We start from the raw sequence: 24,283 nt of genomic DNA, 5'->3' as shown, positions 1-24,283 counted from the left end.
CCATCGCGCCGAGAGTACTGCGGGGTCAGCCCGTGGGAGGCCAGGGCGCCGCTGACCGGTGGACGGCACCGAGCCGTCATCGAACTGAGAAGGGGGAGGCCTCGCGGCCTCCCCCTTTTTTGCGTTTAAGGGCGTAAAGGACTCAATTACACTAGACGATCTTATTGTTTTTGGTATTGAGCTTTTATTTAAAGAAAATAAATCGAATAACAAGGGCAACTGCTATGGCCACAATGATCAAAAGTAGGATTGTCAGTCGATGCTGCTTGCGTCGTTTACTTGACGAAACGAAGATTGATTTTCCTTGTTTTGGCGTCTCGAGATAACGAGCCGAATGCGTTAAGGTTTGCTTAGGTCGGGGACCTCTTTGCTGCCGAGTTATGGGCGTTTTCGTCGGGTCGTCATTGATTGCGCTGTTTTTAGATAATGGTGCGTCTTTCAGATATACAGGGTCTCCCGAGGCGACGCCCATATGTTTACGCCCCGTTTGGGCATCCTCGAGTGTTTGATATCGATTTCTCGTCACATACTCGGGCTCCGAATCATTAATGGGCTCTTGCGAGATGTGGGGGCGATGGAACCGTGGCGGCTGCGTGGAAGTATCTTCCCCCTGCGTCGGCATAAACATTTTGTTCTGGTTTTGGTCGTCCATGATGCCCTTTAGCTCGTTATCAACAACGTGTACGCGCTCATTGTAAGCCCCCTGTTATTTGTAGCTGCGAACATACTCGTTATTTAAGCTCTGGTTCAAAGAACCTTAACCTTATTTAAACCTGAGTCACACACACTTAGATATGCTTATAGTACTGGACTCAAAAAACTTTATAGTCGATGTATATATAAGCACTGTGTGGGCATATATAAGAGCGTCAAAAGAAGTCCCAGTCACCTAGAAGATGGCTCGGCAGTCCTAAAAGGAGTGGTAAACATGGCAAGCATGGTTCCTTATCGTTCGGTTTTTGGCGTTCGTCCTTCTGCTAGCTCGCTGTTCGATCTGTTTGATGATATGACCGACCTTGCAAACAACTCGATTGCTTCCAAGGCGTTTCCCGTTGACGTTGAGGATAAGGGCGACGGCTATGAGGTCAAGGCCTATCTGACCGGTGTCGCCAAGGACGATATCGATGTCGAGCTCAATGAGGGCCGTCTGTCCATTAGCGTGAATGTCGAGGAAGACGAGGAGAACGAGGGCAAGAACTTCCTGCAGAAGGAGTTCAGCTCGTACAGCGCGACGCGTGGCGTGTATCTAAAGGACGCTTCGAGCGAGGGCCTCTCGGCTAAGTACGCTGACGGCATCCTGACCGTTACGGTTCCCAAGATCGTCGAGAAGAAGAACGTTACGAAGATCTCCATCGACTAACTTCGTTGGTGTTCTGCGCTATTAAAAGACAGCAAAAGGGGCTGGGAAGCGATTCTCGGCCCCTTTTGCTGTCTAGGACAGTCTATTGAATGGTTGCCGGCTGATACTGACTCGCAGGGCGTATCGAGAGTTTTCGCGATCCTTGGAGAAGGGTTGCGGAGCTGCCGACCTCGTCATCCAGGGTTGCGGCCAGAGCTTTGGCATAGCTTTTGACGGTAAGGCTCGGACGATTGTTTTCTTGGCTGATATGCATGGCAATGAGCTGTTCGGTGCAATCGGTAACAAGTTCGCGCGCGGCTTCGGCGGCTTGGCTGTTGGAGAGGTGTCCCCTTGCAGACAGGATGCGCTCCTGAAGAAAGCGGGGATATTCTCCCTCGCGCAGCATGGTCACATCGTGGTTGCTTTCGAGTGCGAGGACTCGACAATCTTTGAGGGTTTTCATGGCTTGGCTCGATAGCTCTCCGGTGTCGGTGGCAAAGCCGATGGAATCATCGAGGGTGTCGAATCGATAGCCGACTGGATTGATGACATCGTGTGACGTTGAGTAGGTTTGCACGTGGATGCCGGCAATGGATAGGGTGTCACCGGGATCGAATTCCTCGACAGGCAGATGCGAAAGATTTTCTTTGCTCGAAAGAGTGCCACTGCTGGCAAAGAGGGGGCCGTGCCAGTGCTTGCACCAGACATCGAGGCCCTTGATGTGATCGCTATGCTCATGAGTAATGAGAAGAGCCGAGACGTTGTCTGTCGAGAGCCCCAGTTCTGCCATGCGCTTTAATGTCTCGCGGCGAGACAGTCCGTCATCGACCATAATGAGCCCCTGCGGGCCCTCGATGAGTGCGCAGTTGCCTTTAGAGCCACTGCCGAGGATATGAAGGTGCAGACGAGACATAAGATTCCAAAGGATACAATGGGTGCGGACGAATAGAGGAGGAAGCGAATGCCAACGGTATCAAAGCATTACGGACACCATGCCGTGCCCGGGGCAGTCGATGAGACCCGAACGAGGCAGCAGGCTGCTCCTGTCGTGCTCATGGTATCAGGCGGCGCGGACTCGACGGCACTGCTTCTTATGGCGTGCACATCAAAGCTGGATATCCAAGACGGACGCGGTGTTGCCCCCATTGCTCGCGAGCGCCTGCATGTGCTGCATGTGAACCATCATCTGCGCGGCAAGGCGTCCGATGGCGACGAGGCCTTTGTGCGCGGCCTATGCGCACAATATGGCTTGCCGCTGTGTGTTGAGCATGCCTATTTTGATGATGAATCGGGCAATATCGAGGCGGCTGCCCGCGAGGTGCGCTATGCCGCGGCGCGGAGGTATGTCCGCGAGCTCTGCGCCCAGACGGGGGCACCGCGAACGGCGGCTCGTATCTGCACCGCGCACACGTCTTCGGATCGCGCGGAAACGTTTTTGATGAACGCGATTAAGGGTTCGGGGCCCGCTGGTCTATCGAGCATTCCTCGCCGGAGGAATATTGTGGTGCGTCCCTTGCTCGACCTGACTCATGATGAGCTCGTGGGCTATCTGCAGGTGCATGGTCAGCCGTGGCGAGAGGACGAGAGCAACGAGGACGTGTCGTACTTGCGTAACTACGTGCGCCATCGGGTGATGCCGGTGGTGGCGCAGCGCAACGCGAGCGTCTGTAAGACGATTGGCGCCGCCTGCGAGATCTTAGGCGATGAGGACGCCTTTCTTTCCCAGCTTTCCGCGCAGGCGTTTCGAAGCTGCCTGCGTAAGGAGGCGGCGGGTGCACTGGTCCTTGACGCTCGCCGACTGGCCGCGGCCGAGGTGGTGATTGCTCGGCGCATGGTGCGACTGGCAATTAAGCGTATCGACCCCGACGCTCGCCCGGAGATGCGGCATGTGGAGCGCGTGCTCGCCTGTGTCGCCGAAGGCTCGGGTTCGGTCACGCTGCCGGCGGGAATCGATGCGCGCGTGGAGTTTAGCACGCTGTCATTCAAGGCCCCGGCGGCGCGCGAGGGGTTAGTTGCCGATTGGGTCACCATTCCCGGTCGATTGCCGCTGGGGGCGGGCCGCATCCTGGTGGCAGAGCCGATGGCCGTCGAGCCGGGGTGCGATATTGTGCGCCGTGCCCGTGAACTCGCGGGTGCCGGAGGGGTGGCCGCTATGGTGGATGCCGCGACGCTGGGCTTTGCCGATCGCGATAGCGAGCGGATGCTCGCCGGCTCGCGCGGGGAGATTCCCGCCGGGGCGCGTTTGGCGCGTCTGTGGGTAGACGGTCCCGCGCCGGGGGATGTGATGTGTCCGTTGGGCATGAGTGGGCGAAGCAAGAAGGTATCCGACCTGCTCAATGAGGCCCGTATTCCCGTTTCTGAGCGCACAGGCGTTCCTGTGGTGAGAACGGCTCCGGGAGGTGCCGTGGTATGGGTCGCAGGCGTTCGTACGGACGAGCGTTTTAAGTGCACGGCCGCAACGCGCGTGGCATATCTGCTCCGCGTGGTCGATGCGGAATAGCGTCCCACGCCTGCTATTCTGTGCGACGTTGACGGTATTCCCGCGCTGATGGCGCACGTGCTGGTAAATATACCCCGTGCGCTGCTAGAATGTGTAGTTCGCGTCCATGCGGCGGTGCGTGGGCGATAAGCACAAGAAAGGGTTGTCATGGCTTCTCAACATCCGGATATCGAGAAGGTTCTGTTTACGCAGGAGGATATCGACGGTATCGTCTCTCGCTTGGGCGAGCAGATTACGCGCGACTACGCGGGTAAGGATCTGGTGCTGATCGCGGTTCTGCGCGGCGCCGTGGTCTTTATGGGCGACCTGATGCGCAAGATCGAGCTGCCGACCAATATCGATTTCATGGCTGTTTCGAGCTATGGCGACGGTGTGAAGTCCTCGGGTATCGTGCGTATCATTAAGGACCTGGATATCGACATCCGCGGTCGCGACGTGCTGATCGTCGAGGACATTCTGGACTCGGGCCTGACGCTCAAGTATCTGATGAAGAACCTCAAGAGCCGCAAGCCCGCCTCGCTGGAGGTCGCCGCCTTCCTGTGGAAGGACGTTGAGGACCGCGTCTCGGCCGTCACGCCCAAGTATGTTGGAACCCATTGCCCCGATGCCTTTGTGGTGGGCTACGGCCTCGACTATGCCGAGCGCTATCGTAACCTTCCGTATCTGGGCATTTTGAAACCGGAGGTTTATTCGTAAGATGCCCGACGACCGTAACGACAACAATTCCCAGACTCCCCGGGACCCAAAGATCCCGGGGATGCCCGGAGGCAAGAAGCCCACGCGTACGGGCTGGCTGTATTTTCTTTTGGCTTGCGCGCTCCTGGGTTACGCCTTCTTTAACATGGGCTCCGGCTTTGCCAAATCCAGCAATACCGTAAAGCTCGCGACGAGTGAGATGGTCAGCGCCATCAAGCAGGATCGCGTCGAAGATCTGACCTATACGGTTCAGGACGGAAGCGTGACGGGTCATTACTGGAAGACGAAAAAGGACAAGGGCGACACGAGCGAGCTCAAGAGCTTTTCCTCGACCTATGTCGGCTCCGATTCGCTTGCCGAGCTCATGTCGGAGCACCCCGATACCAAGTACATCGTCAACACCAACGATCCCGATTTTTGGGGCGACTTGGCGATGAGCGTGCTGCCGACGATTGCCCTGATCGCCATCATGTTCTACTTTATGCGCCAGATGATGGGCGTCAATAATAGGAACATGCAGTTTGGCAAGACCAACGCCAAGACCAACGAGGCTACGCGCCCCAAGGTCAAGTTCGAAGACGTTGCCGGCGTGGACGAGGCGGTCGAGGAGCTCGAAGAGATTCGCGATTTCTTGAGCGATCCGGACCGTTATCGCAAGCTGGGTGCCAAGATCCCGCGCGGCGTGTTGCTGGTGGGCCCTCCGGGTACCGGTAAGACGCTGCTGGCCAAGGCCGTTGCCGGCGAGGCGGGCGTGCCGTTCTTTAGCATCTCGGGCTCTGACTTTGTGGAGATGTTCGTGGGCGTCGGCGCCAGCCGCGTGCGCGACCTCTTTAAGGAGGCCAAGTCTCAGGCTCCGTCGATCATCTTTATCGACGAGATTGACGCCGTAGGACGTCAGCGCGGTGCCGGCTTGGGCGGCGGCCACGACGAGCGCGAGCAGACGCTCAATCAGCTGCTGGTCGAGATGGACGGTTTTGAGGAGAGCGAGTCGGTCATCCTGATCGCTGCCACCAACCGCCCCGACATTCTGGATCCGGCACTGCTGCGTCCCGGCCGTTTTGACCGTCAGGTCACGGTCGACCGTCCGGACGTAAAGGGTCGCGAGCAGATCTTGCGCGTGCATGCCGAGAACAAGCCGATGGACGAGGACGTGAAGTTCGAGAAGCTCGCCCAGATGACCGTTGGCTTTACTGGTGCCGATTTGGCGAACCTGCTCAACGAGTCCGCGCTGCTTGCCGCTCGCCGTCATCGCTCCGTGATCTCGATGGACGAGGTCGAAGAATCGATGGAGCGCGTGATTGCCGGGCCGCAGCGCAAGGGCCGCGTGATGACCGAGGCCGAGCGTACCACGATTGCCTACCACGAGAGCGGCCATGCCCTCGTGGGTCACATCCTGGAGCACTCCGATCCCGTCCACAAGATCTCGATTGTCAGTCGCGGTCAGGCCCTGGGCTACACGCTGCAGCTGCCGCAGGAAGATCACTTCCTCAAGACCAAGAACGAGATGCTCGACGAGCTCGCCGTGTTCTTGGGCGGTCGCGTGGCCGAGGAGCTCATGTGCGATGACATTACGTCGGGCGCGAGCAACGATCTGGAGCGCGCAACCAAGATGGCGCGCGAGATGGTCACGCGCCTGGGCATGAGCGAGGAGCTGGGTACGCAGGTTTTCGGTGAGGCGCAGCATCAGGTGTTCTTGGGTCGCGACTATGCCGATCATCAGGATTACTCCGAGGAGACGGCGCGCCGTATCGACATCGAGGTCCAGCGCATTATGCGCGAGGCCCATCGTCGTGCTGTCGAGATCCTGGATGCCCGTCGCGATCAGCTCGACCTGATGGCCAAGGTGCTGCTCGAGCGCGAGACTGTCGAGGGCGATGCCGTGAATGCCCTGCTCGATAACGAGTGGGACGCCTATCTTGAGCGCGAGGGCGATATCCTGGCGGCCAAGGAGGAGCGCAACGCCAAGGCAGCCGGTATACCGGTCAAGAAGCGTGCGCCTCGCATGAGTGAGGAGGAGCTGGCGGCCGATGCCGCGGCTTTTGCGCAGGCGGCCATGCAGGAGGATGCCGAAGTCGCATCCGATGACGCTGGCGATGACTGTGCTGTCAACGCCGATGCCGACGCCGACAAATAGCCCTTGTAACAAAAGCCTCCGCGGGGAAACCTGCGGAGGCTTTTTCTTTTGAGCGATATGGGGCCGTCTGCCGGGCATAGGTGAATCCGATAAATTTCGGGTCACATTGCTGCGGCACTTTGCTCGGCTAAAGCGTACAATAGCGCCTATGCGAAAGGGGAACAGATGATCAACGAAACTATGTATGCTCGCGGTGCGGAGAGCTCCATCATCCGCGAGATCTTTAGCTATGGCCTTGAGCGCAAGGCACAGATCGGTGCAGAAAACGTGTTCGATTTCTCGCTGGGCAACCCGAGTGTTCCGGCGCCTGCTGCCGTGGCGGAGTCCATTAAGAAGGCCTTGGAGCTGCCGAGTGACCAGCTGCACGGCTACACCCCCGCTCCGGGTCTGCCGCAATGTCGAGCAGCCGTCGCCGAATCGCTCAACCGCCGCTTTGGCACGAGCTATGAGGGCAAGGATGTCTTTATGACGGTAGGTGCGGCGGCCTCGCTCACCTGCACGCTCAATGCCATTACCAATCCGGGTGACGAGGTCATCGTTATCGCCCCGTACTTTCCGGAGTATCGCGTTTGGATTGAGAAGGCCGGCTGTACGTGTGTCGAGGCGCTCGCCGATGAAGATACGTTTCAGCTGAGCGTGGGTAACGTGCTCAAGGCGATCACCGACAAGACAGCGGCGGTCATTATCGATTCGCCGAATAACCCCACGGGTGCCGTGTACACGCGCGACACGTTGACATGTCTGGCAAATGTTCTGCGTGAGGTCAACGCCAAGCGAGATCCCGAGAATCCGATTATGCTAATCTCGGACGAACCGTACCGTGAGATTGTGTATGGCGCCGAAGTGTCCTGGGTGCCTTCGATCTATGAGAACACCATCGTGTGCTACTCGTATTCTAAGTCCCTTTCGCTACCGGGTGAACGCGTGGGTTGGATTTTGGTCCCCAATACCAATCCGCAGGCTGCTCGCCTGATGCCAGCCGTCGCCGGTGCCGCCCGCACGCTGGGCTTCGTGTGCGCACCGGCCCTCTTCCAGCGTGTGATCATCGACTGCATTGATGAACCGAGCGATGTCGAGGCATATGCGCGCAACCGCACCGCGCTTACCGACGCGCTAGCGGAGTACGGCTACACATATGTTGAGCCGGATGGTGCTTTCTACCTGTGGGTGAAGGCGCTGGAGCCCGATGCGAATGCGTTCTGTGAGCGCGCGAAGAAGTATGAGCTGCTTGCGGTGCCCTCGGACAGCTTTGGCATGCCTGGCTGGTTCCGCCTGGGCTACTGCGTGAGTTACGAAACGATTGTCAATTCGCTACCCGCTTGGAAACAGTTGGCGGACGAGTATCGTTAAAAGTAAAGCGCTCTGCTTACAATGTTTTACGTGAAACGGGGTTTGGTGTTAAGCCAGGCCCCGTTGTCATGGACGTTGTGTCGTTGGGATGGAGCGGTTTTACGACCATCGAATGCTATGCGTACAATGAATATACGCGACGGCCATACCGGATAAGGAGACCCGATGCCCTACCTTCTTTCTTGTGACATTCATACTCATACGCTGTTCTCCGCGCATGCGTACTCAACCATTGAGGAGAACATCTATTGGGCAGCCGAGCGCGGTCTGCAGGTGCTTGGTTCTGCGGACCACCTGAGCTCGATGGTTACGGCCTGCCCCAATGACCTGCGCAGTTATCAGTTCTTTATCAATCAGGATATCTGGCCGCGCATTTGGAGCGGTGTGTTGGTGCTGCGCGGCGCCGAGGCCGATATCGTTTCGCTGGACGGCAGCTTGTTTGGCGAGGATATTCCCGTCGACCTTGATATCGCCGGCGATTCGTACAGTCGTCAGCATTCGCTGTTCGAATTGGTGACGCGCAATTTGGATTATTTGGTGGCAAGCGTGCATAATCCGCAGTTTGCCGAGGGCGCGACGCTGGCTCAAACGACCCAGATGTATATCAATGCCTTGGAACATCCCAAGGTGTTCATGTTGGGGCATACGGGGCGCTCGGGCGTACCGTTCGATATCGACGAGGTGCTGTTGGCGGCCATGGCCAAGCACAAGATTATTGAGATTAACAACCATAGTCTTGAGCACGGTGTCGACACTGAGCATTGGGTCGTATGCCGCAAGATCGCCGAGCGCTGCGCCGAGCTGGGCGTGGGCATTGGCGTTTCGACCGATGCGCACATTGGCATGGCAATTGGTAAGCTCGATTACGCTCGCAAGATGCTCGACGAGATTCACTTCCCGCTGGATTTGATCGTGACGCGCGATCGCGAGACGCTGCTGTGCGAGATGGCGGCAGCCGGCGTGTGCGACCTGCGCAAGGGGATATAGCGGGATTTATAAACCAAGCGAAGGGGGCGGCCCAGACGGGTCGCCCCCTTTCTTGTCCCAAAAATCTACTGAGGTTGGTTAGCGGCGTTCGAGGACCGCTACGGTTTCGGTGTGGTCGGTGTGAGGGAACATGTCGACGGGCGTGATCTTGAGCAGGCGATAGCCTCCGTCGAGGAGCTGGTGCAGGTCGCGCTCTTGGGTCACGGGGTTGCAGCTGATATAGGTGATGCGGCGCGGCTTAAGTGCGCAGGCAGCTTCGAGGAACTCGGGGGTGGAGCCGGCACGCGGCGGGTCGATGGAAAGGACATCGACGCGTTCGTTGTTGTCGGCGGCATCCAGGATGTAGTCGGTGGCGTCGTCGGCCATAAACCAAGCGCTGCGGGTGAGGCCGTTGAGCTCGGCATTGCGACGTGCGTCGGCAATGCCCGCCGGGTTGCGCTCCACGCCGAGCAGCATAATGCCGATACCCTTGTTCTGGGCATCTTTAGCTGCGCAAAGGCCGATGGTACCGCTGCCACAGTAGGCATCCATAAGAATGTCACCCTGCTGCAGGTCCATGCCGTCAATCGCGAGCTGATAGAGCAGCTCGGTCTGCTGCGGGTTGGTCTGGTAGAACGCGGTGGGGGAGATATCGAACTCACAGCCGAGTAGCTGGTCGCGCATGCACTCGGCGCCATAGACGATACGAGTCTCCTCACCCAAGATGGCGTTACCGGGGCGTCCGTTGATGTTTTGGGCAACGGTGACGATATGCGGATCGAGCGCCGCGACGGCTTCAAAGAACTCCTGCGCATGCGGTAAGTCACGCTGGGCGGTCACGAGCGTAACCATGACCTGGTCGGTGCGCCAACCGCAGCGGACGACGGCATAGCGAAGCAAACCAAGATGCTTGTCCTCGTTAAAGGCGGGAATATGCAACCGCTCAGCTTCGCGTGCGACGCCGTTGAGAATCTGACGAGCGCCCGGTGCCTCGACGGGGCATTCGGGTACGGCAACGATCTTGTGCGTGCCGCGCTCAAAGAAACCGCAACGGACAGCGCCCTCCTTACCGGGAGCAAAGGGAGTGGCAGCCTTATGACGAAAGCCACGCGGCGCAGGATATTTGCCCGGGTCGCCCAGGGTGACACCCATGCCACGAATAGGATCTACAGCAATGCCCTCACGCTCACAAAGCGAAGCAAAAAGCTCCTCCATAGCAGCCTGCTTGGCGGCGAGCTGCTTCTTATAAGGACGATTGAGCGCCGTGCACCCACCGCAAGCTTTCATGATCGAACAAGGGGACTTGGGGTCCACAGCCTTACGCGCAGGCGAAACCTGATCTTTATGCGAGCGCTTGGAGCGAGTCTGAGATGCCTTATCCTCGTTCCGACGAGAGCCGGGACGCTTGGCCTTAGCCTTGCCCTTGGCCGACTTACCCTTTGCGCCCTGAGACGACTTGGATTTCTTAGAAGATTTTTTCTCTTCCGACCCCTCAGCTGCCTCGATCAAAGCACGACGAGCCTTACGCTCCGCACGAGATTCTGCCATGAATTAACTCCACTATTAAATAAAAGAAAAGTCCGAAGTAATTGTACCGTGCATTCAACGTGCCCGATTGGAGGGGACGCCTATTTAAGTCCCGAGCACGTTGTCCCCCGGAATGCCGGCAGCCGTCACGGTATTTTATTTGTCGCGAGTTCCGCACGAACAGGAGGCCACTTAATGTGGCCTCCGTCGTGAGCAGGACTGTAGAGCAGCAAATTAAATACCGTGACGGCTGCCGGCATTCCGGGTGCACCAACCTTGTGCTCCATGCGTGCTTTCCGTCTTGCGCAGGACTGTAGAGCAGGAAACTTAATCCCGCGCCGCTCCCCGCCCACGCCGGGCAAACCCTCCCTTGTACTCTATCAAGGTAAAGTGTATGATTCTGAACGTTACATGACTCACTTTACCTAACTAAAGTGCCATCAAGGGGGAATACCATGAATACCGATATGTCTCGTCGTCAGTTTGTTGGTCTAGCCGGCTCGCTCGCCACGGTGCTTGGCCTTGGTCTTGTCGGTTGCGGCGGTGGTGCTGGCAAGGGCTCCGCTGCTGGCTCTGCCGCGGCCAAGGATGTGAAGGGCGCTGCGGAGTCCAAGAAGCTCGTGGTGGGCTTTGATAAGTCCTATCCTCCGTACGGCTTTGTGGGCGATGACGGCGAGTACACGGGCTTTGACCTCGACCTTGCCAAGGCCGTTGCCGATAAGCAGGGCTGGGAGGTCAAATACGAGGCCATCGATTGGGATGCCAAGGACACGCTGCTCAACTCTGGCGCCATCAACTGCATCTGGAACGGCTTTACCATGGAGGGCCGTGAGGACGACTACACGTTCTCCGAGCCGTACATGCTCAACGAGCAGGTGCTGGTGGTCAAGAAGGATGCGGGCATCAAGGGCTGGGACGATCTTGCCGGCAAGACTGTGATTACCCAGACTGATTCCGCTGCGCAGGACGTGCTTGAGGGTGACCAGAAGGATCTGGCGGCGACGTTTGCCACGCTCGACACGATCGGCGAGTACAACACGGCCTTTATGCAGCTCGAGAGTGGCGCGGTCGATGCCGTGGCGTGCGACCTTTCGATTGCTCAGTATCAGCTTGCCGCAAAGCCCGATGCCTATACGCAGCTTGATAAGCCGCTGTCTAGCGAGCACTATGCCGTCGGCTTTAAGAAGGGTGACACCAAGTCGGCCGACGCCGTGACTGAGTCGCTCAAGGCGCTCTACGAGGACGGCACGGTCAAGGACCTGTGCGACAAGTACGCGAGCTATGGTCTTTCCTTCGATAACTGGGTGCTTAAGTAATGTCTATCCAAGTCATGATGCAGATGCTTGGCCAGGGATTCTTGGTCAGCTTGCAGCTGTTTGTGCTGACGCTGCTCGGGTCGATTCCGCTGGGAATCCCCGTGGCGTTCATGCGCATGAGCAAAATTGCGCCGCTTCGCTGGATAGCGCGCATCTATATTTCGGTGATGCGCGGCACGCCGCTCATGCTACAGATGTTTGCCATCTACTTTGCCCCGTACTACGTGTTCGGCATCTCGCTCACGCCCGACTCCAAATGGACGGCATGCGTCGTGGCGTTCATCATCAACTACGCCGGCTACTTTGCCGAGATCTATCGCTCGGGCTTGCAGTCCATTCCGCGCGGTCAATACGAGGCAGCCGAGGTGCTGGGCTATTCGCGTATGCAGACGTTTCTGTATATCGTGATGCCGCAGGTTGCCAAGCGTATTCTGCCGGCGATGGGCAACGAGATCATCACGCTGGTCAAGGACACGTCGCTGGCGTTTGCCATTGGCGTGGGTGAGATGTTCTCGACCGCCAAGGCGCTGGTTGCCTCGCAGGTGAGCATGGTGCCGTTTGCGATTGCGGCGCTGATCTACTGGGTCTTTAACTTTGTGGTCGAGATGCTGCTGGGCGCCGCCGAAAAGAAGCTGGACTATTATCATGACTAACTCAGTGATGAAAATCGAAAACGCGCGTAAGGCGTTTGGCGGCAATGAGGTGCTCAAGGATATCTCGCTTGAGGTGAAGCGTGGCGAGGTCGTGGCGATTATCGGGCCTTCGGGTGGCGGCAAGTCCACGCTGCTGCGCTGCGCCACGCTGCTCGAGACACTCGACGGAGGCTCACTCTCGTTTGGCGACCTTGCCGTTGCGACGGATGCGGGTTCGGGCGCGGTCTATGCGAAGGGCGATGTGCCCAAGCAAACGCGCTCGCGATTCGGCCTGGTGTTCCAAAATTACAACCTGTTCCCGCACTATACCGTGATGAAAAACATCATCGATGCGCCGATTCGCGTGCTTAAGCGTCCGCGCGAGCAGGCGGAAGCCCGCGCTCACGAGCTGATTGCACAAATGGGGCTGACGGGCAACGAGAACAAGGTGCCGTGTGAGCTTTCGGGCGGTCAGCAGCAGCGCGTGAGTATTGCCCGCGCCCTGGCGCTCGATCCGGAAATCTTATTCTTTGACGAGCCGACCTCGGCGCTCGATCCCGAGCTGACGGCCGAGGTGCTGCGTGTCATTAAGGACCTGGCGGCGCAGAATATGACGATGGTAATCGTGACCCACGCGATGCAGTTTGCGCGCGATGTTGCCGACCGCGTAGTCTTTATGGACGGCGGCCGTATTGTCGAGGAGGGTCCTGCCAAGCAGGTCATCGACCATCCACGCGAGCAGCGTACCCGCGAGTTCTTGAGCCGTATCGAGGGGTAGGCTCAGCTATTTACTCAACTATTATATTGAGGCGAAGTCACCGCACGTCTTACGGCCTGCGGTGGCATTTTATTTGCATCGGCGGGGTTCAATAATCGCCTCGCATGTGTTCTTCTTCCTCTCGCCGCCTGTATCCGTACGTGCGCCGAAAGGTGTGCATGGACGGTCGCCCGTGAGGGTAGGGTGGTGGCATAGGACATTTGGAGGGTGAGTCGGCTCGGCTGCCGACCATGCTGCTCCCGGGACGGCACCGACCGCGAACTCTCCCCGTTGGCGTCGCGCATTGCGCGCGGCCCTGCAAGGAGGTCATCATGGGTGCTCCCAAGACCGGCAATGTAAGGAACGTGGTGCTCGTAGGCCAAGGCGGGGTGGGCAAGACTTCACTCGCCGAGGCCATGCTCCACCTTTCCGGCAAGACCGCCCGCCTGGGCGGCCACGACGGCACCAAGCCCACGCTCGACTACGACCCCGAAGAGGTCAAGCGTTCATTCTCCATCTCGACGACCATCGCGCCGATCGACTGGAAGGGCGCCCGCATCAACGTGCTCGATGCCCCGTGCTATCCCGATTTTATCGGCGACGCCTTTGCCGCAATGAGCGTCTGCGAGACGGCTCTGTTTGTGGTCGACGCCGAGGCCGGCCCGCAGCCTACGACCGTCAAGCTTTGGTATGCGGCGGAGGATCTACGTCTGGCGCGTGCGGTGTTCGTGAACCGTCTGTCGCGCCCCGAGGCCAGCTTTACGACCACAATGGACCTGCTGCAGGAGCGCTTTGGCACACGCTTGGGCGCCGTGACCCTTCCCTGGGGCGAGGGCGAGGACTTTGACGGCATTATCGACCTGGTGCGCATGAAGGCGCGCCATTGCAACGGCACCGAAGCCGTTGAGTCGGAGATTCCCGAGGAGTATCGTGCCCAGGCCGAGGAGGCCCATGACCACCTGTGCGAGCTGGTGGCCGAGGCTGACGACGAGTTGATGATGAAGTACTTGGAAGGCGAGGAGACGCTGACGCAGGAGGAGCTTGAAGGCCTGCTGTCGAAGGCGATCGCCGAGCGCATCTTTGTGCCGGTCTTTGCGGGCGATTGCATTAAGGAGCAGGGCGTCAACTCGCTGATGGACGACATCGCGACATACTTCCCAGCGCCGACCGACTATGGCGAGATGCCGCTCATCGACGGTGATTCGCTTAAGATCTCGAGTGACGATGACCGTCCGGTGGCGTTTGTGTTTAAGACCCTGGCCGATCCGCAGCAGGGCCGCATCAGCTTTATCAAGGTGCTGACGGGCACGCTTGAGCCGGGCCTTGAGTTGATCAACGCGCGCACTCGCAAGAGCGATCGTCTGGCTCACCTGTATGTGATGTGCGGCCGCGACATGACCGAGGTCGGTCACGCCTATGCCGGCGACATTATCGTGGCGCCCAAGTTGGCGGCAGAGACGGGTGACACGCTCTCCATTACCGGTAAGGTCGAGGCGGCGGCGTTTAAGTTTCCCAACTCGCAGTACCGCATTGCCATCGAGGCCGAGAACCGCGGTGACGAGGAGAAGCTCTACACGTTTATCGAGAAGGCGTGCAAGGCCGATCCGACCATGAGCATCGATCGTGACGAGGAGACCGGCCAGACTATCATCTCCGCCGTGGGTGAGGCGCAGGTTTCGGTCCTGCTCAACCGTTTGGAGGATCGCACCAAGGTCGTGGCCAAGAGCGTGCCGATCCGCATTCCGTATCGCGAGACTATCCGCCGCACGGCGAGCGCACAGGGCCGCCACAAGAAGCAGACTGGCGGTGCCGGTCAGTATGGCGACTGCTGGCTGCGCGTTGAGCCGCTCATCGGGCCCGACGGCACGAGCGATGGCTATGAGTTTGTGGACGAGGTCGTGGGCGGCCGCATTCCGCGCTCGCTGATCCCCGCCGTGGACAAGGGTGTCCAGGAGACCATGAAGGACGGCATCATTGCCGGCTACCCGCTCACGGGCATTCGCGTGGCTGTGTACGACGGCTCGTATCACAGCGTCGACTCCAACGAGATGGCGTTCCGCGCGGCGGCTCGCATCGGCCTGCGCAAGGCGTGCGCCGATGCCGATCCGGTGGTGCTGGAGCCCATCGAGGAAATCACGGTGACTATCCCCGAGAGCTACGCCGGCGCCGTGATGGGCGACATCTCGGCATCGCGCGGTCGCGTGACGGGCATGGAGACCGATGAGCGCGGCGACACCGTGGTCATCGCCCAGGCGCCGCTGGCCGAGCTGACGGATTATTCGACGCGTCTGCGCTCTATTACGCGCGGCACGGGCGACTTTACCATGAAGCCCGCCGGCTACGAGCAGGTGCCTTATGACGTTCAGGCCAAGCTGGTCGAGCGCTATGAGGAGGGCCGCGCCAAGTAGCGTGGGGCTTTGCCTGCAACATACATGCTGATGCAAGGGCCGCTCTGGGCAATCCAGAGCGGCCCTTTTTGATCCCTGGGGGACGGAGGAAAACGGATCATGTTAGGTTTTGGGGCAGCTTGATCGGTCCTAGTCTCCCGAGGCCTGGTTGCGGCCGGTGGTGTAGTCGATCTGCACATGCGGCTGCAGGTTGTAGCAATATACGTGGAAGCAGAGGGTCTTGCCGTGGTCCTCGACCGATTGCGCCTCAAGGCGCACGCCGCGGCAGACAAGTTCCTCTTCGTTATACATAGGCGTGACGCGATAGAGCACGTGGTTGCCCGTGTCGCGGATGTAGCCGAGAATCTGCTCCTCAAACGGCAGCATGCCTGTCTCGTTGAGATAGCGCGTGCCGGTGAGGAGATTTTTGCGGTTGGCGTTTTCGCCGCAGAGCGACCAGGCGATAAGGTGGCAGCGGTTGTAGAGGCTCTGGCCCGGAATAAAGTCGTAGCGCTGCTGGTGCCAACCGGCAGGATGGATACGCGAGATATCGCCGCGCTCGCCTTGACCGAGTGATTCGGGGCCCACGCAGGCGAGTGCTTTGCGGGTGCGGCCCAGGCTGTCGAGCTTGGAGAACTTCTTAAAGCAGCCCTCTTCTGTAGCGCGTTCGTATTCATCGAGCGTGAATGATGGTGTGCCGAGCGGGTGCGTGCTGTCGGCGCGAAGGGCAACGTAGGGGTTGCCGGCATAGTCGGGAATGCTGCTGAGATAAACACCGCGGGCGCGGTTGAGGTCGGGGTTTTCAACCTCGTCGATGGGGGTGGCGGCGCTGTTCTCGGCAACGTTGCCGTTGGTGTTGGTCGTGGTGGATTCGGAGCCATCGCCGGAGTCCTCGGAGCTCGCTGTTCCCGATTCGAGCCGGGCGACCAAGTCCGCTTCGTCGTCGGTGCGGTTGGGGCTCTCGCTTTGCTTCTCGGCCAGAGCCACCGCCTGTTCATCGCTTTGCGGCGACAGCAACTTGGGCGCTCCGTCGAGCGATCCCGTAAACAGCGCAAACCCCAGCACCACGGCGGTGCCGATGGAAAGTACTTGCTTGTAGGTGGACTTGCGCGACATTGAGGCTCCTGGATGGACGGTTGGGAATCTACCAGTCTAGCAGGAGCCGGCAGGGGTCGTTCTATCGAACAAATACTCAAGATTTGGGATAGACGCTACTGATTCATTTGTCCCGCAGCCTAGATCGAGGTGGAGCCGAGCCAGTTGAGCTTGCACTCGAGAATGCGCTGCTCGCCGGGTTCGCCGCTGCCGTCAAGTAGGGCGAGCAGCATCTCGGCTGCTTCGCGACCTTCTTGGTCGACGGGCTCGATGATGGTGGAGACGGTCGGTGTGGTGAGATTAGTCCAGTCTTCGCAGTTGAGTCCCAAAAGGCCGATTTGCTGCGGAAGCAGATGGGCCATTGGCTGGAGGGCCTTGTAGACACGGGGAAGTGCCCACTGATTTTGCACGAAGATAAGGGTTCGCTTGGCGGGATTGAACTTGAATTTAAAGTATTCGGTGAGCTCGTTGATTGACGGCTTGTTGTGATCGATGGGAATCGCTTTGTAGAGCTGCCCGTTCGCTGCCAGCGCCTCGGCATACCCCTGAAAACGCTCCATGCGGGTGCGCATTTCGGTCATGTTGGCGGCAATGGAAAAGAAATCTTCGTAGCCGGCGTCGAGGAGTGCCTGTGTGGCGTTGTACACGCCGTCGTAAAGGTTGGTTTTGATCCAGCTGGTACCTGGGCTATAGATGGCCGCATCGAAAAAGACGACCGGCTTGCCGGCGCGTCTAATGCGGTCATGCACGGCTTTGAAGTTTGCCGTGGGCTGGATGATAAAGTCATCGACGCCCAGCGAGAGCATCTTGTCGACGTACATGAGCTCGGTCTCGGGGTTAAAGTTGCTCGTGCAAACGACCGTCTGGTAGCCCGCGGGGAGCATGACCTGCTCCATGCCATTGAGAACGAGCCCCGCCCATTTGTTGGTGTTATCCAAAATGATGATGGCAATGACGTGGGTTTGCTTGCCGGTGAGCGTCTGCGCTTGGGCGTTGGGAACGTATCCGAGTTCCTTAATGACGCGCGCGATTTTGTTCTGCGTCTTCTCGCTAAGCTTTTCTCGTTTGTCGTTGAGGTAATACGAGACGCTTGCCGTCGAGGTTCCCGCCTCTCGAGCGACGTCTGCGATCGTAACGCGCTGTTTTGCCACAGCGACTCCTTCCGACAGATGAGCATTTTCCAACATGATGACTTTGAGTCTTGGTGAAGGATACGCTTCGGTGAGCGGCTTTTTCCTTTCATATGAGTATGCAACAAATGCGGCATACGGGTGGGGTCGAAATTTGTGACCGGCATGCGCATCTGCCGTCTACCGAGAAAATCAAATACTTCTTGACTTTTGAAATCGAGGGCAAAATCGCAGGATTCATTTTTGGTTAAACGCATAACTAAATCGCATAACCAACGCTCTGACCTGCGCGTTTACCGAAATAAGCTGGCATTAAGAAAAACGAGCACCTATATTGTTCTTGTCGAAAAGACAGCAAGTCCAAACGGCAGGGGATGCTCCGGAGGCCTCCGCAAACGGTGTCTTGCGCACGCAACTCTATGAAAAGAGGGAAGCAATGAAGATCGTAGGCGTTGCCGCCTGTACTGTGGGTATCGCCCACACGTATATGGCCCAGAAGGCGATTCAGGATGAATGCGCCGCCCGTGGCATCGAGTGCAAGGTCGAGGCTCAGGGTGGCCTGGGTATCGAGAATGAGCTCACGCAGGAAGACGTGGACTCCGCCGACCTGGTCCTGGAGTCCGTCGACGTGGGTGTCGAGAACGAGGACCGTTTTGAGCAGAAGATGGCCGAGGGCAAGTTCCTGAAGGTCGGCACCTCGGATGTAATCGCCGATCCGGTAAAGATCATCGACCAGGCCATTGAGATCATCAAGGCGACGGGTGGCGCCGTTGACGCGCCCAAGGCCGAGGCCAAGGCAGAGAAGAAGGCCGTCTCCGCTGCCCCGCAGGCCCCGACACCGGCGTCCAAGCAGTCTATCTTTGCCGATCCTGGCAAGACGCTGCTCAATGCATTCAATACCGGCGTTTCCTATTTTATCCCCATCGTCGTTATCGGCGGCGTGTTTCTTGCCTTCTCGCTGGCATCCGGTACCGCCGGCGCCAACGGCATGGAGGTTACGAACCCGCTGATGGTGAGCCTTAACACCATCGGCATGGCCGGCATCTCCATGATGATCCCGGTGCTTGCGGCATACATCTCCTACTCGATGGCCGGCAAGCCCGCGCTCGCCCCCGGTTTTGTCTTGGGCTACCTGGTCAACAACGCTGTCGTTACCCCTAACGGCAACAGCGTTTCGACCGGCTTCTTGGGCGCCATGATCATGGCGGTCATCTGCGGCTACTTTGTCCGCTGGATGAAGACCTGGAAGGTCAACAACACCATCCAGACCATCATGCCCATCCTGATCATCCCGATTCTGACCTCGCTTGTCCTGGGCATGGCCTATATCTACATCCTGGCCACGCCGCTTGGCTTTGTGATGGACTGGCTCACCGGCGTGCTCGGCAGCCTGCAGGGCGGTTCCGCAGTTGTCCTGGGTCTGGTCATTGGCGTTATGACCGCCTTCGATATGGGTGGCCCCATCAACAAGACCGCCTCGACCTTCACCATGGCCATCATGGCCTCCGGTATCTACGGTCCTAACGGTATGTTCCGCGTTGCCGTCGCCGTTCCCCCGATCGCCTGTGGCCTCGCTGCGCTCATCGCCAAGAACAAGTTCGATGACGCTGACCGCCAGATGGGCATCTCCGCGCTGTTCATGGGCTGCATCGGTATTACCGAGGGCGCTATCCCCTTCGCGGTTAAGGACCTCGGTCACACCCTGCCCGGCATTTGCATCGGCTCTGCCGTGGGTGCGGCACTTGCCGCCTTCCAGGGCATCGACTGCTACGTCCCGCACGGTGGCTTTATCGTCGCCCTTGCCACCAACAACGTCGCGCTGTTCTGCCTGGACATCGTGATTGGCGCCGTGGTCGCCGCTGCAATCCTGATTGCCATGAAGCCCACGCTCGATAAGCAGGCCAAGTAAACCTTTAAGGACTCCGGTTGTGCGGAGGGATGGATTTGACTCCGCACAACCGCCCCTACACAACAAAATCCATCCGTACTGATAGGGCCCACATCTGGGTCCCAGGGAACTTTTGTCAAAAATCCTCTGGAGAAGGAGAACAAAATGTCCAACCTCACCATCCGTCAGGCCGTTCAGGGCATGCTCAAGCTGCAGGATAGCGGCGATCACGCAACCATGGTCGGCATTGGCCCCATGAGCCCCAACCTGATTCAGGCCGTGTTCGAGCTTGCCAAGGACGAGGATTTCCCGCCCATGTTTATCGCCAGCCGCAACCAGGTCGATATGGACGAGATGGGCGCCGGCTACGTCAACGGTTGGGACCAGACGCGCTTTGCCGCCGACATCAAGAAGGTCGCCGACGAGGTGGGTTACACCGGTCCGTACTACCTGTGCCGCGATCACGGCGGTCCGTGGCAGCGCGACGAGGAGCGTAACGCCCACCTGCCCGAGGACGATGCCATGGAGCTCGCCCGCAAGTCCTTCGTCGCCGACATGGAGGCGGGCTTTGACCTGCTGATGGTCGACCCCACCAAGGACCCCTATCAGATCGGCAAGGTTATTCCGCTCGACGTGGTGCTTCGCCGCACGATCGATCTTATCGACTACCTTGAGCAGTACCGTCGCGAGCATAACCTGCCCGAGGTCGCCTATGAGGTCGGTACCGAGGAGACCAATGGCGGCTTGACCTCTACCGATAAGTACGAGGAATTCATTTCTCAGCTGCAGCCCGAGCTCGAGAAGCGCGGCTGCCCCATGCCCACCTTTATCGTCGGTCAGACCGGCACGCTTACCCGTTGGACCGAGCAGGTCGGCCATTACAACTTTAAGAACGCCCGCGAGCTCGCCGACATGGCAAAGCGCTACGGCGTGGGCCTGAAGGAGCACAACGCCGACTATCTGGATGACGCAACGCTGCTCGAGCACATCCCGGCTCACGTGACGGCCTCAAATGTCGCCCCTCAGTACGGCACCGAGGAGACCCGCGCCTACCTCAAGCTCTGCGCTACCGAGCAGATTCTGGTCGACAACGGCCTGTGCGACGATCCCTCCGACCTGTATCACACGCTGCTGGTCAAGGCTATCAAGACCGAGCGTTGGCGCAAGTGGATGACCGGCGACGACGTTAACCTGCAGGTTGACGACATTCTGGCCGACGACGAGCTCAGCCTGAAGATTCTGGATGTCTCCGGCCACTACGCGTTCAACGATCCCGAGGTCAAGGAGCAGGTCGAGAAGCTCTATCGCAACCTCGCTGCCCAGGACATCGACGGCAAGCGCTTTGTGATCGAGCACATCAAGCGCCCGATCAAGCAGTACGTCGTCGGTCTTAACCTCAAGGGCGTCACGAGCCGCATCGAGGCCGCTCTTGCCGAGTAAGTAGCTTTTCCTACGCGACGCCGGGCCTGGGGCATGTCCCAGCTGCAGGCCCGGCACATGGGACAAAGGGACTGCCCCTTTGTCCCATTCTTTTGAGTTTTAGCTTCCTTTGAAGGGGTTCACCATGAAGTTCTTTATCGATACCGCCAACCTTGACGAGATCGCCGAGGCCAAGAGCTGGGGCTGCCTGGCCGGTGTTACCACCAATCCGTCCCTGTACGCCAAGACCGGCGGTAAGCTCGCCGACTTTGAGCCCCATATGCTCAAGATTGCCGAGCTCTGCGAGGGTCTGCCCGTGTCTGCCGAGTCTACCGCCACCACGGCCGAGGGCATGATCGAGGAGGGGAAGCGCCTTGCCGCCCTCGCCCCCAACATTGTGGTCAAGCTCCCCGTCTGCGAGGCCGGCCTCGCCGCCTGCCGCGCCCTGGCCGACGCAGGCGTGCGCGTCAACATGACGCTTGTTTTCTCGCCGACCCAGGCCTTGATGGCCGCCAACGCCGGCGCTCGCTACATCAGCCCGTTTGTGGGACGCTTCGATGACATCGCCGAGGACGGTATCTCGCAGCTCGACAACGTTGTGACCTGCATCAAGAACTATGACTGGACTGGCAAAAACGTCGATGACACCGTCGAGATTATTACCGCATCCGTCCGCACGCCTAACCACGTGACCCAGGCGGCGCTGCTCGGCGCTGATATTGCGACCGTCCCCATGGCTGCTCTTAAGAAATGCCTGCATCACCCGCTGACCGACCAGGGCCTTGCCTCGTTCGAGGCTGACTGGCAGAAGGTCGTCGCTCAGGCTTAACGAGTGGATTGCCCCGGCATCGCGTCATCCGGTGCCGGGGTTGTTCTCAAGAGAGGAATTCGTATGACCAACCAGGAGCTGGCGAAGGTCGCCAATGAGGTCAGGAAGGGTGTCGTGACTGCGGTCCACGCGGCCAAGTCGGGACATCCGGGTGGATCGCTCGGTGCTGCCGACATCATGACGTATCTGTACTTTGAGGAAATGAATATCGATCCTGCCGACCCTCGCAAGGCCGATCGCGATCGCTTTGTGCTCTCCAAGGGTCACGCGGCGCCGGGCCTGTATTCGGTGTTGGCAAATCGCGGCTATTTTCCCGTCGAAGAGCTCGAGACGCTCCGCCATATTGGCAGCCGACTGCAGGGCCATCCCAACATGAACGACACCCCGGGCATCGATATGTCCACCGGATCGCTCGGTCAGGGCATCTCTGCTGCAGTTGGAATGGCGCTTGCCGCTAAGCACTGGGGCGACGGCTACCGTGTCTACACGTTGCTGGGCGACGGTGAGTGCGAGGAGGGCCAGGTGTGGGAGGCGGCCATGTTTGCCGGCAACCATGCGCTCGACAATCTTGTTGCCGTCGTCGACCACAATGGCTTGCAGATTGACGGCACGATCGATGAGGTCAACTCGGCGATGCCGCTCGCTGACAAGTTCCGCGCCTTTAAGTGGCATGTGATAGAGCTAGCCGATGGCAACGACATGGCGCAGATTGAGGCGGCTTTCGCTGAGGCTCGTGAGGTGACCGGCGCGCCCGTCGCTATCATCGCCGAGACGGTGAAGGGCAAAGGCGTCTCCTTTGTGGAGAACCAGGTTGGTTGGCATGGCAAGGCGCCCAATGACGAGCAGTTTGAGCAGGCCATGGCCGGGCTCGCGGCAGCAGGAGAGGAGCTCTAATGGCAGAGGTCAAAAAAGTCGCCACGCGCGTAAGCTACGGCGAGGCGCTCGTCGAGCTGGGCAATGAGCACGATGACTTTGTAGTGCTCGATGCCGACCTGGCTGCCGCTACGCAGACGGGTAAGTTTAAGGCTGCGCACCCTGAGCGCTTCTACGACGCCGGCATTGCCGAGAGTAACTTGATGGGGCTCGCCGCCGGCATTGCGACCACGGGCCACGTCGCCTTTGCGAGCACCTTTGCCATGTTCGCCGCCGGCCGCGCGTACGAGCAAGTGCGTAATTCCATCGGCTATCCGCACCTCAACGTCAAAATCGGTGCCACACATGCGGGTATCTCGGTCGGTGAAGACGGCGCCACGCATCAGTGCTGCGAGGACATCGCGCTCATGCGCACGATCCCGGGTATGACGGTGATTGTTCCCGCCGATGACATCGAGGCTCGCGCATGCGTGCGCGCCGCCTATGAGTTTGAGGGGCCGGTCTACATGCGTTTCGGACGCCTGGCAACACCGGTCATCAACGACTGCGAGGACTATGAGTTCAAGATTGGTCGCGGCGTGGTCGTGCGCGAGGGGTCCGATGTGACCATCATCGCTTGTGGCCTTATGGTCGCTGAGGCGCTTGAGGCTGCCGAGGCGCTCGCTGCCGATGGTATCGATGCCGAGGTCATCAATATGCACACGATCAAGCCGCTTGATGAGCGCCTGGTGGTTGCCAGCGCCAAGAAGACTGGTCGTGTGGTCACTGCCGAGGAGCATTCGATTATCGGTGGTCTTGGCGAGGCCGTGGCCTCGGTGCTCGCGGAGCAGCATCCGGTGCCGATGCGTCGCGTCGGCGTGCGCGATGTGTATGGCGAGTCCGGCCCTGCGGTCGATTTGCTGCACAAGTACGGTTTGGACGCCGACGGCATCGAAGCTGCGGTCAGGTCCGTGTTGTAAGGAAGGTTTCCATGGGATTTGTATCTGCCAACCAAGTGACAATCGGGTATACCGCCGCCTCGCGCGAGGACGCCCTGCATTATTTGTCCGAGCAGGCCATCGAGCTCGGCTTTGCCGATGACGCATCTGCCGTAGAGGCCGCCTTCATTGCTCGCGAGAACGAGGCCGAAACCGGCCTTGTCGCCGGTTTTGCCGTTCCGCATGCCAAAAGCGACGCGATCCACACGCCGGGCGTTGCCGTGCTTAAACTGACCGAACCCGTTGAATGGCCGAGCTTCGATGGGGTGCCCGTCGATGTTGCGCTCGCGCTGTACGTGCCCGCCGGTGAGGCTGGAACCACGCACCTGCGTTTGCTCTCCAAGGCTGCCGTGATGCTGATGGACGCCGGCTTCCGTGACAAGGTGCGCGCGAGCACCGATCCCGGTGAAATTGCGGAGCTCATCAATAGCGGACTCGAAGACTAGAACGGTCATCCCGTTCAATCAA

General features: G+C 59.1%; 21 protein-coding genes. 16 read left to right on the top strand and 5 right to left on the bottom strand.

Annotation, left to right across the window (positions count from 1 at the left end; translation table 11 throughout):
* Positions 1 to 184: 184 nt before the first annotated feature.
* Complete coding sequence (locus tag FGQ67_RS08580) at positions 185 to 652, bottom strand: hypothetical protein (RefSeq protein WP_138341378.1); 468 nt, start codon at positions 650 to 652, stop codon at positions 185 to 187.
* A 276-nt stretch (positions 653 to 928) separates the two neighbouring features.
* Between FGQ67_RS08580 and FGQ67_RS08575 the strand changes: the two genes are divergently transcribed.
* Positions 929 to 1,360 (top strand): Hsp20/alpha crystallin family protein, encoded by a 432-nt coding sequence (locus FGQ67_RS08575; RefSeq protein WP_040359532.1) that lies wholly within the window; start codon positions 929 to 931, stop codon positions 1,358 to 1,360.
* Positions 1,361 to 1,442: 82 nt separating this feature from the next.
* Here the strand turns inward: FGQ67_RS08575 and FGQ67_RS08570 are convergent, their stop codons facing one another.
* Positions 1,443 to 2,252, bottom strand: coding sequence for an MBL fold metallo-hydrolase (locus FGQ67_RS08570; protein ID WP_138341377.1), 810 nt, complete (start codon positions 2,250 to 2,252; stop codon positions 1,443 to 1,445).
* A gap of 48 nt (positions 2,253 to 2,300) precedes the next feature.
* Here FGQ67_RS08570 and tilS point away from each other — a divergent pair, with 48 nt between their 5' ends.
* The 5 genes from tilS (at position 2,301) to FGQ67_RS08545 (ending at position 9,006) form a co-directional block, all read left to right on the top strand.
* Positions 2,301 to 3,839: a tRNA lysidine(34) synthetase TilS gene (gene tilS / locus FGQ67_RS08565; protein WP_171025276.1), complete on the top strand. Its 1,539-nt coding sequence runs from the start codon at positions 2,301 to 2,303 to the stop codon at positions 3,837 to 3,839.
* A 147-nt stretch (positions 3,840 to 3,986) separates the two neighbouring features.
* A complete protein-coding gene (hpt, locus tag FGQ67_RS08560; RefSeq protein WP_138341375.1) occupies positions 3,987 to 4,535 on the top strand; it encodes a hypoxanthine phosphoribosyltransferase in 549 nt (182 codons plus the stop codon).
* Position 4,536: 1 nt separating this feature from the next.
* A complete protein-coding gene (gene ftsH / locus FGQ67_RS08555) occupies positions 4,537 to 6,669 on the top strand; it encodes an ATP-dependent zinc metalloprotease FtsH (RefSeq protein ID WP_138341373.1) in 2,133 nt (710 codons plus the stop codon).
* 165 nt (positions 6,670 to 6,834) lie between these two features.
* Positions 6,835 to 8,019, top strand: coding sequence for a pyridoxal phosphate-dependent aminotransferase (locus FGQ67_RS08550; RefSeq protein WP_138341371.1), 1,185 nt, complete (start codon positions 6,835 to 6,837; stop codon positions 8,017 to 8,019).
* Between the two features lie 165 nt (positions 8,020 to 8,184).
* Positions 8,185 to 9,006 (top strand): phosphatase, encoded by an 822-nt coding sequence (locus FGQ67_RS08545; protein ID WP_138341369.1) that lies wholly within the window; start codon positions 8,185 to 8,187, stop codon positions 9,004 to 9,006.
* 78 nt (positions 9,007 to 9,084) lie between these two features.
* Here the strand turns inward: FGQ67_RS08545 and rlmD are convergent, their stop codons facing one another.
* Positions 9,085 to 10,533 (bottom strand): 23S rRNA (uracil(1939)-C(5))-methyltransferase RlmD, encoded by a 1,449-nt coding sequence (gene rlmD / locus FGQ67_RS08540; protein WP_138341367.1) that lies wholly within the window; start codon positions 10,531 to 10,533, stop codon positions 9,085 to 9,087.
* A gap of 434 nt (positions 10,534 to 10,967) precedes the next feature.
* Between rlmD and FGQ67_RS08535 the strand changes: the two genes are divergently transcribed.
* The 4 genes from FGQ67_RS08535 (at position 10,968) to FGQ67_RS08520 (ending at position 15,625) form a co-directional block, all read left to right on the top strand.
* Positions 10,968 to 11,828 (top strand): transporter substrate-binding domain-containing protein, encoded by an 861-nt coding sequence (locus FGQ67_RS08535; RefSeq protein ID WP_138341365.1) that lies wholly within the window; start codon positions 10,968 to 10,970, stop codon positions 11,826 to 11,828.
* Positions 11,828 to 12,481 carry an amino acid ABC transporter permease gene (locus FGQ67_RS08530; protein WP_117806870.1) on the top strand — a complete coding sequence of 218 codons (654 nt, stop codon included), beginning with the start codon at positions 11,828 to 11,830 and terminating at the stop codon, positions 12,479 to 12,481. Before FGQ67_RS08535 ends, FGQ67_RS08530 begins: the two co-directional genes overlap by 1 nt.
* Complete coding sequence (locus tag FGQ67_RS08525) at positions 12,474 to 13,238, top strand: amino acid ABC transporter ATP-binding protein (protein WP_138341363.1); 765 nt, start codon at positions 12,474 to 12,476, stop codon at positions 13,236 to 13,238. The genes FGQ67_RS08530 and FGQ67_RS08525 overlap by 8 nt, the downstream gene beginning before the upstream one ends.
* Positions 13,239 to 13,549: 311 nt before the next feature.
* The gene (locus tag FGQ67_RS08520; RefSeq protein ID WP_138341360.1) at positions 13,550 to 15,625 is read left to right on the top strand and encodes an elongation factor G; all 2,076 of its coding nucleotides are present in this window, start codon (positions 13,550 to 13,552) and stop codon (positions 15,623 to 15,625) included.
* A 129-nt stretch (positions 15,626 to 15,754) separates the two neighbouring features.
* Here the strand turns inward: FGQ67_RS08520 and FGQ67_RS08515 are convergent, their stop codons facing one another.
* Positions 15,755 to 16,720: a DNA/RNA non-specific endonuclease gene (locus tag FGQ67_RS08515; protein ID WP_138341358.1), complete on the bottom strand. Its 966-nt coding sequence runs from the start codon at positions 16,718 to 16,720 to the stop codon at positions 15,755 to 15,757.
* Positions 16,721 to 16,839: 119 nt separating this feature from the next.
* Complete coding sequence (locus tag FGQ67_RS08510; RefSeq protein WP_249934436.1) at positions 16,840 to 17,850, bottom strand: LacI family DNA-binding transcriptional regulator; 1,011 nt, start codon at positions 17,848 to 17,850, stop codon at positions 16,840 to 16,842.
* 415 nt (positions 17,851 to 18,265) lie between these two features.
* Here FGQ67_RS08510 and FGQ67_RS08505 point away from each other — a divergent pair, with 415 nt between their 5' ends.
* From FGQ67_RS08505 to FGQ67_RS08480, 6 genes are all read left to right on the top strand, one after another.
* Positions 18,266 to 19,738: a PTS fructose transporter subunit IIC gene (locus FGQ67_RS08505; protein WP_006235614.1), complete on the top strand. Its 1,473-nt coding sequence runs from the start codon at positions 18,266 to 18,268 to the stop codon at positions 19,736 to 19,738.
* 144 nt (positions 19,739 to 19,882) lie between these two features.
* Positions 19,883 to 21,157 carry a class II D-tagatose-bisphosphate aldolase non-catalytic subunit gene (locus tag FGQ67_RS08500; protein WP_138341354.1) on the top strand — a complete coding sequence of 425 codons (1,275 nt, stop codon included), beginning with the start codon at positions 19,883 to 19,885 and terminating at the stop codon, positions 21,155 to 21,157.
* Positions 21,158 to 21,281: 124 nt separating this feature from the next.
* Positions 21,282 to 21,965, top strand: coding sequence for a fructose-6-phosphate aldolase (fsa, locus tag FGQ67_RS08495; RefSeq protein WP_006235616.1), 684 nt, complete (start codon positions 21,282 to 21,284; stop codon positions 21,963 to 21,965).
* A 63-nt stretch (positions 21,966 to 22,028) separates the two neighbouring features.
* On the top strand, positions 22,029 to 22,859 hold the full coding sequence (locus FGQ67_RS08490) for a transketolase (RefSeq protein ID WP_138341352.1): 831 nt from the start codon (positions 22,029 to 22,031) through the stop codon (positions 22,857 to 22,859).
* On the top strand, positions 22,859 to 23,797 hold the full coding sequence (locus tag FGQ67_RS08485; protein WP_138341350.1) for a transketolase family protein: 939 nt from the start codon (positions 22,859 to 22,861) through the stop codon (positions 23,795 to 23,797). Before FGQ67_RS08490 ends, FGQ67_RS08485 begins: the two co-directional genes overlap by 1 nt.
* An 11-nt stretch (positions 23,798 to 23,808) precedes the next feature.
* Positions 23,809 to 24,261, top strand: coding sequence for a PTS sugar transporter subunit IIA (locus tag FGQ67_RS08480; RefSeq protein ID WP_138341348.1), 453 nt, complete (start codon positions 23,809 to 23,811; stop codon positions 24,259 to 24,261).
* The last annotated feature ends 22 nt before the right edge of the window (positions 24,262 to 24,283 follow it).

Source organism: Collinsella aerofaciens (assembly GCF_005845035.1).
Classification (GTDB): domain Bacteria; phylum Actinomycetota; class Coriobacteriia; order Coriobacteriales; family Coriobacteriaceae; genus Collinsella; species Collinsella aerofaciens_I.
Note: the sequence above shows the minus strand (reverse complement) of the source record. Positions and strands in the feature narration are given on the sequence as shown.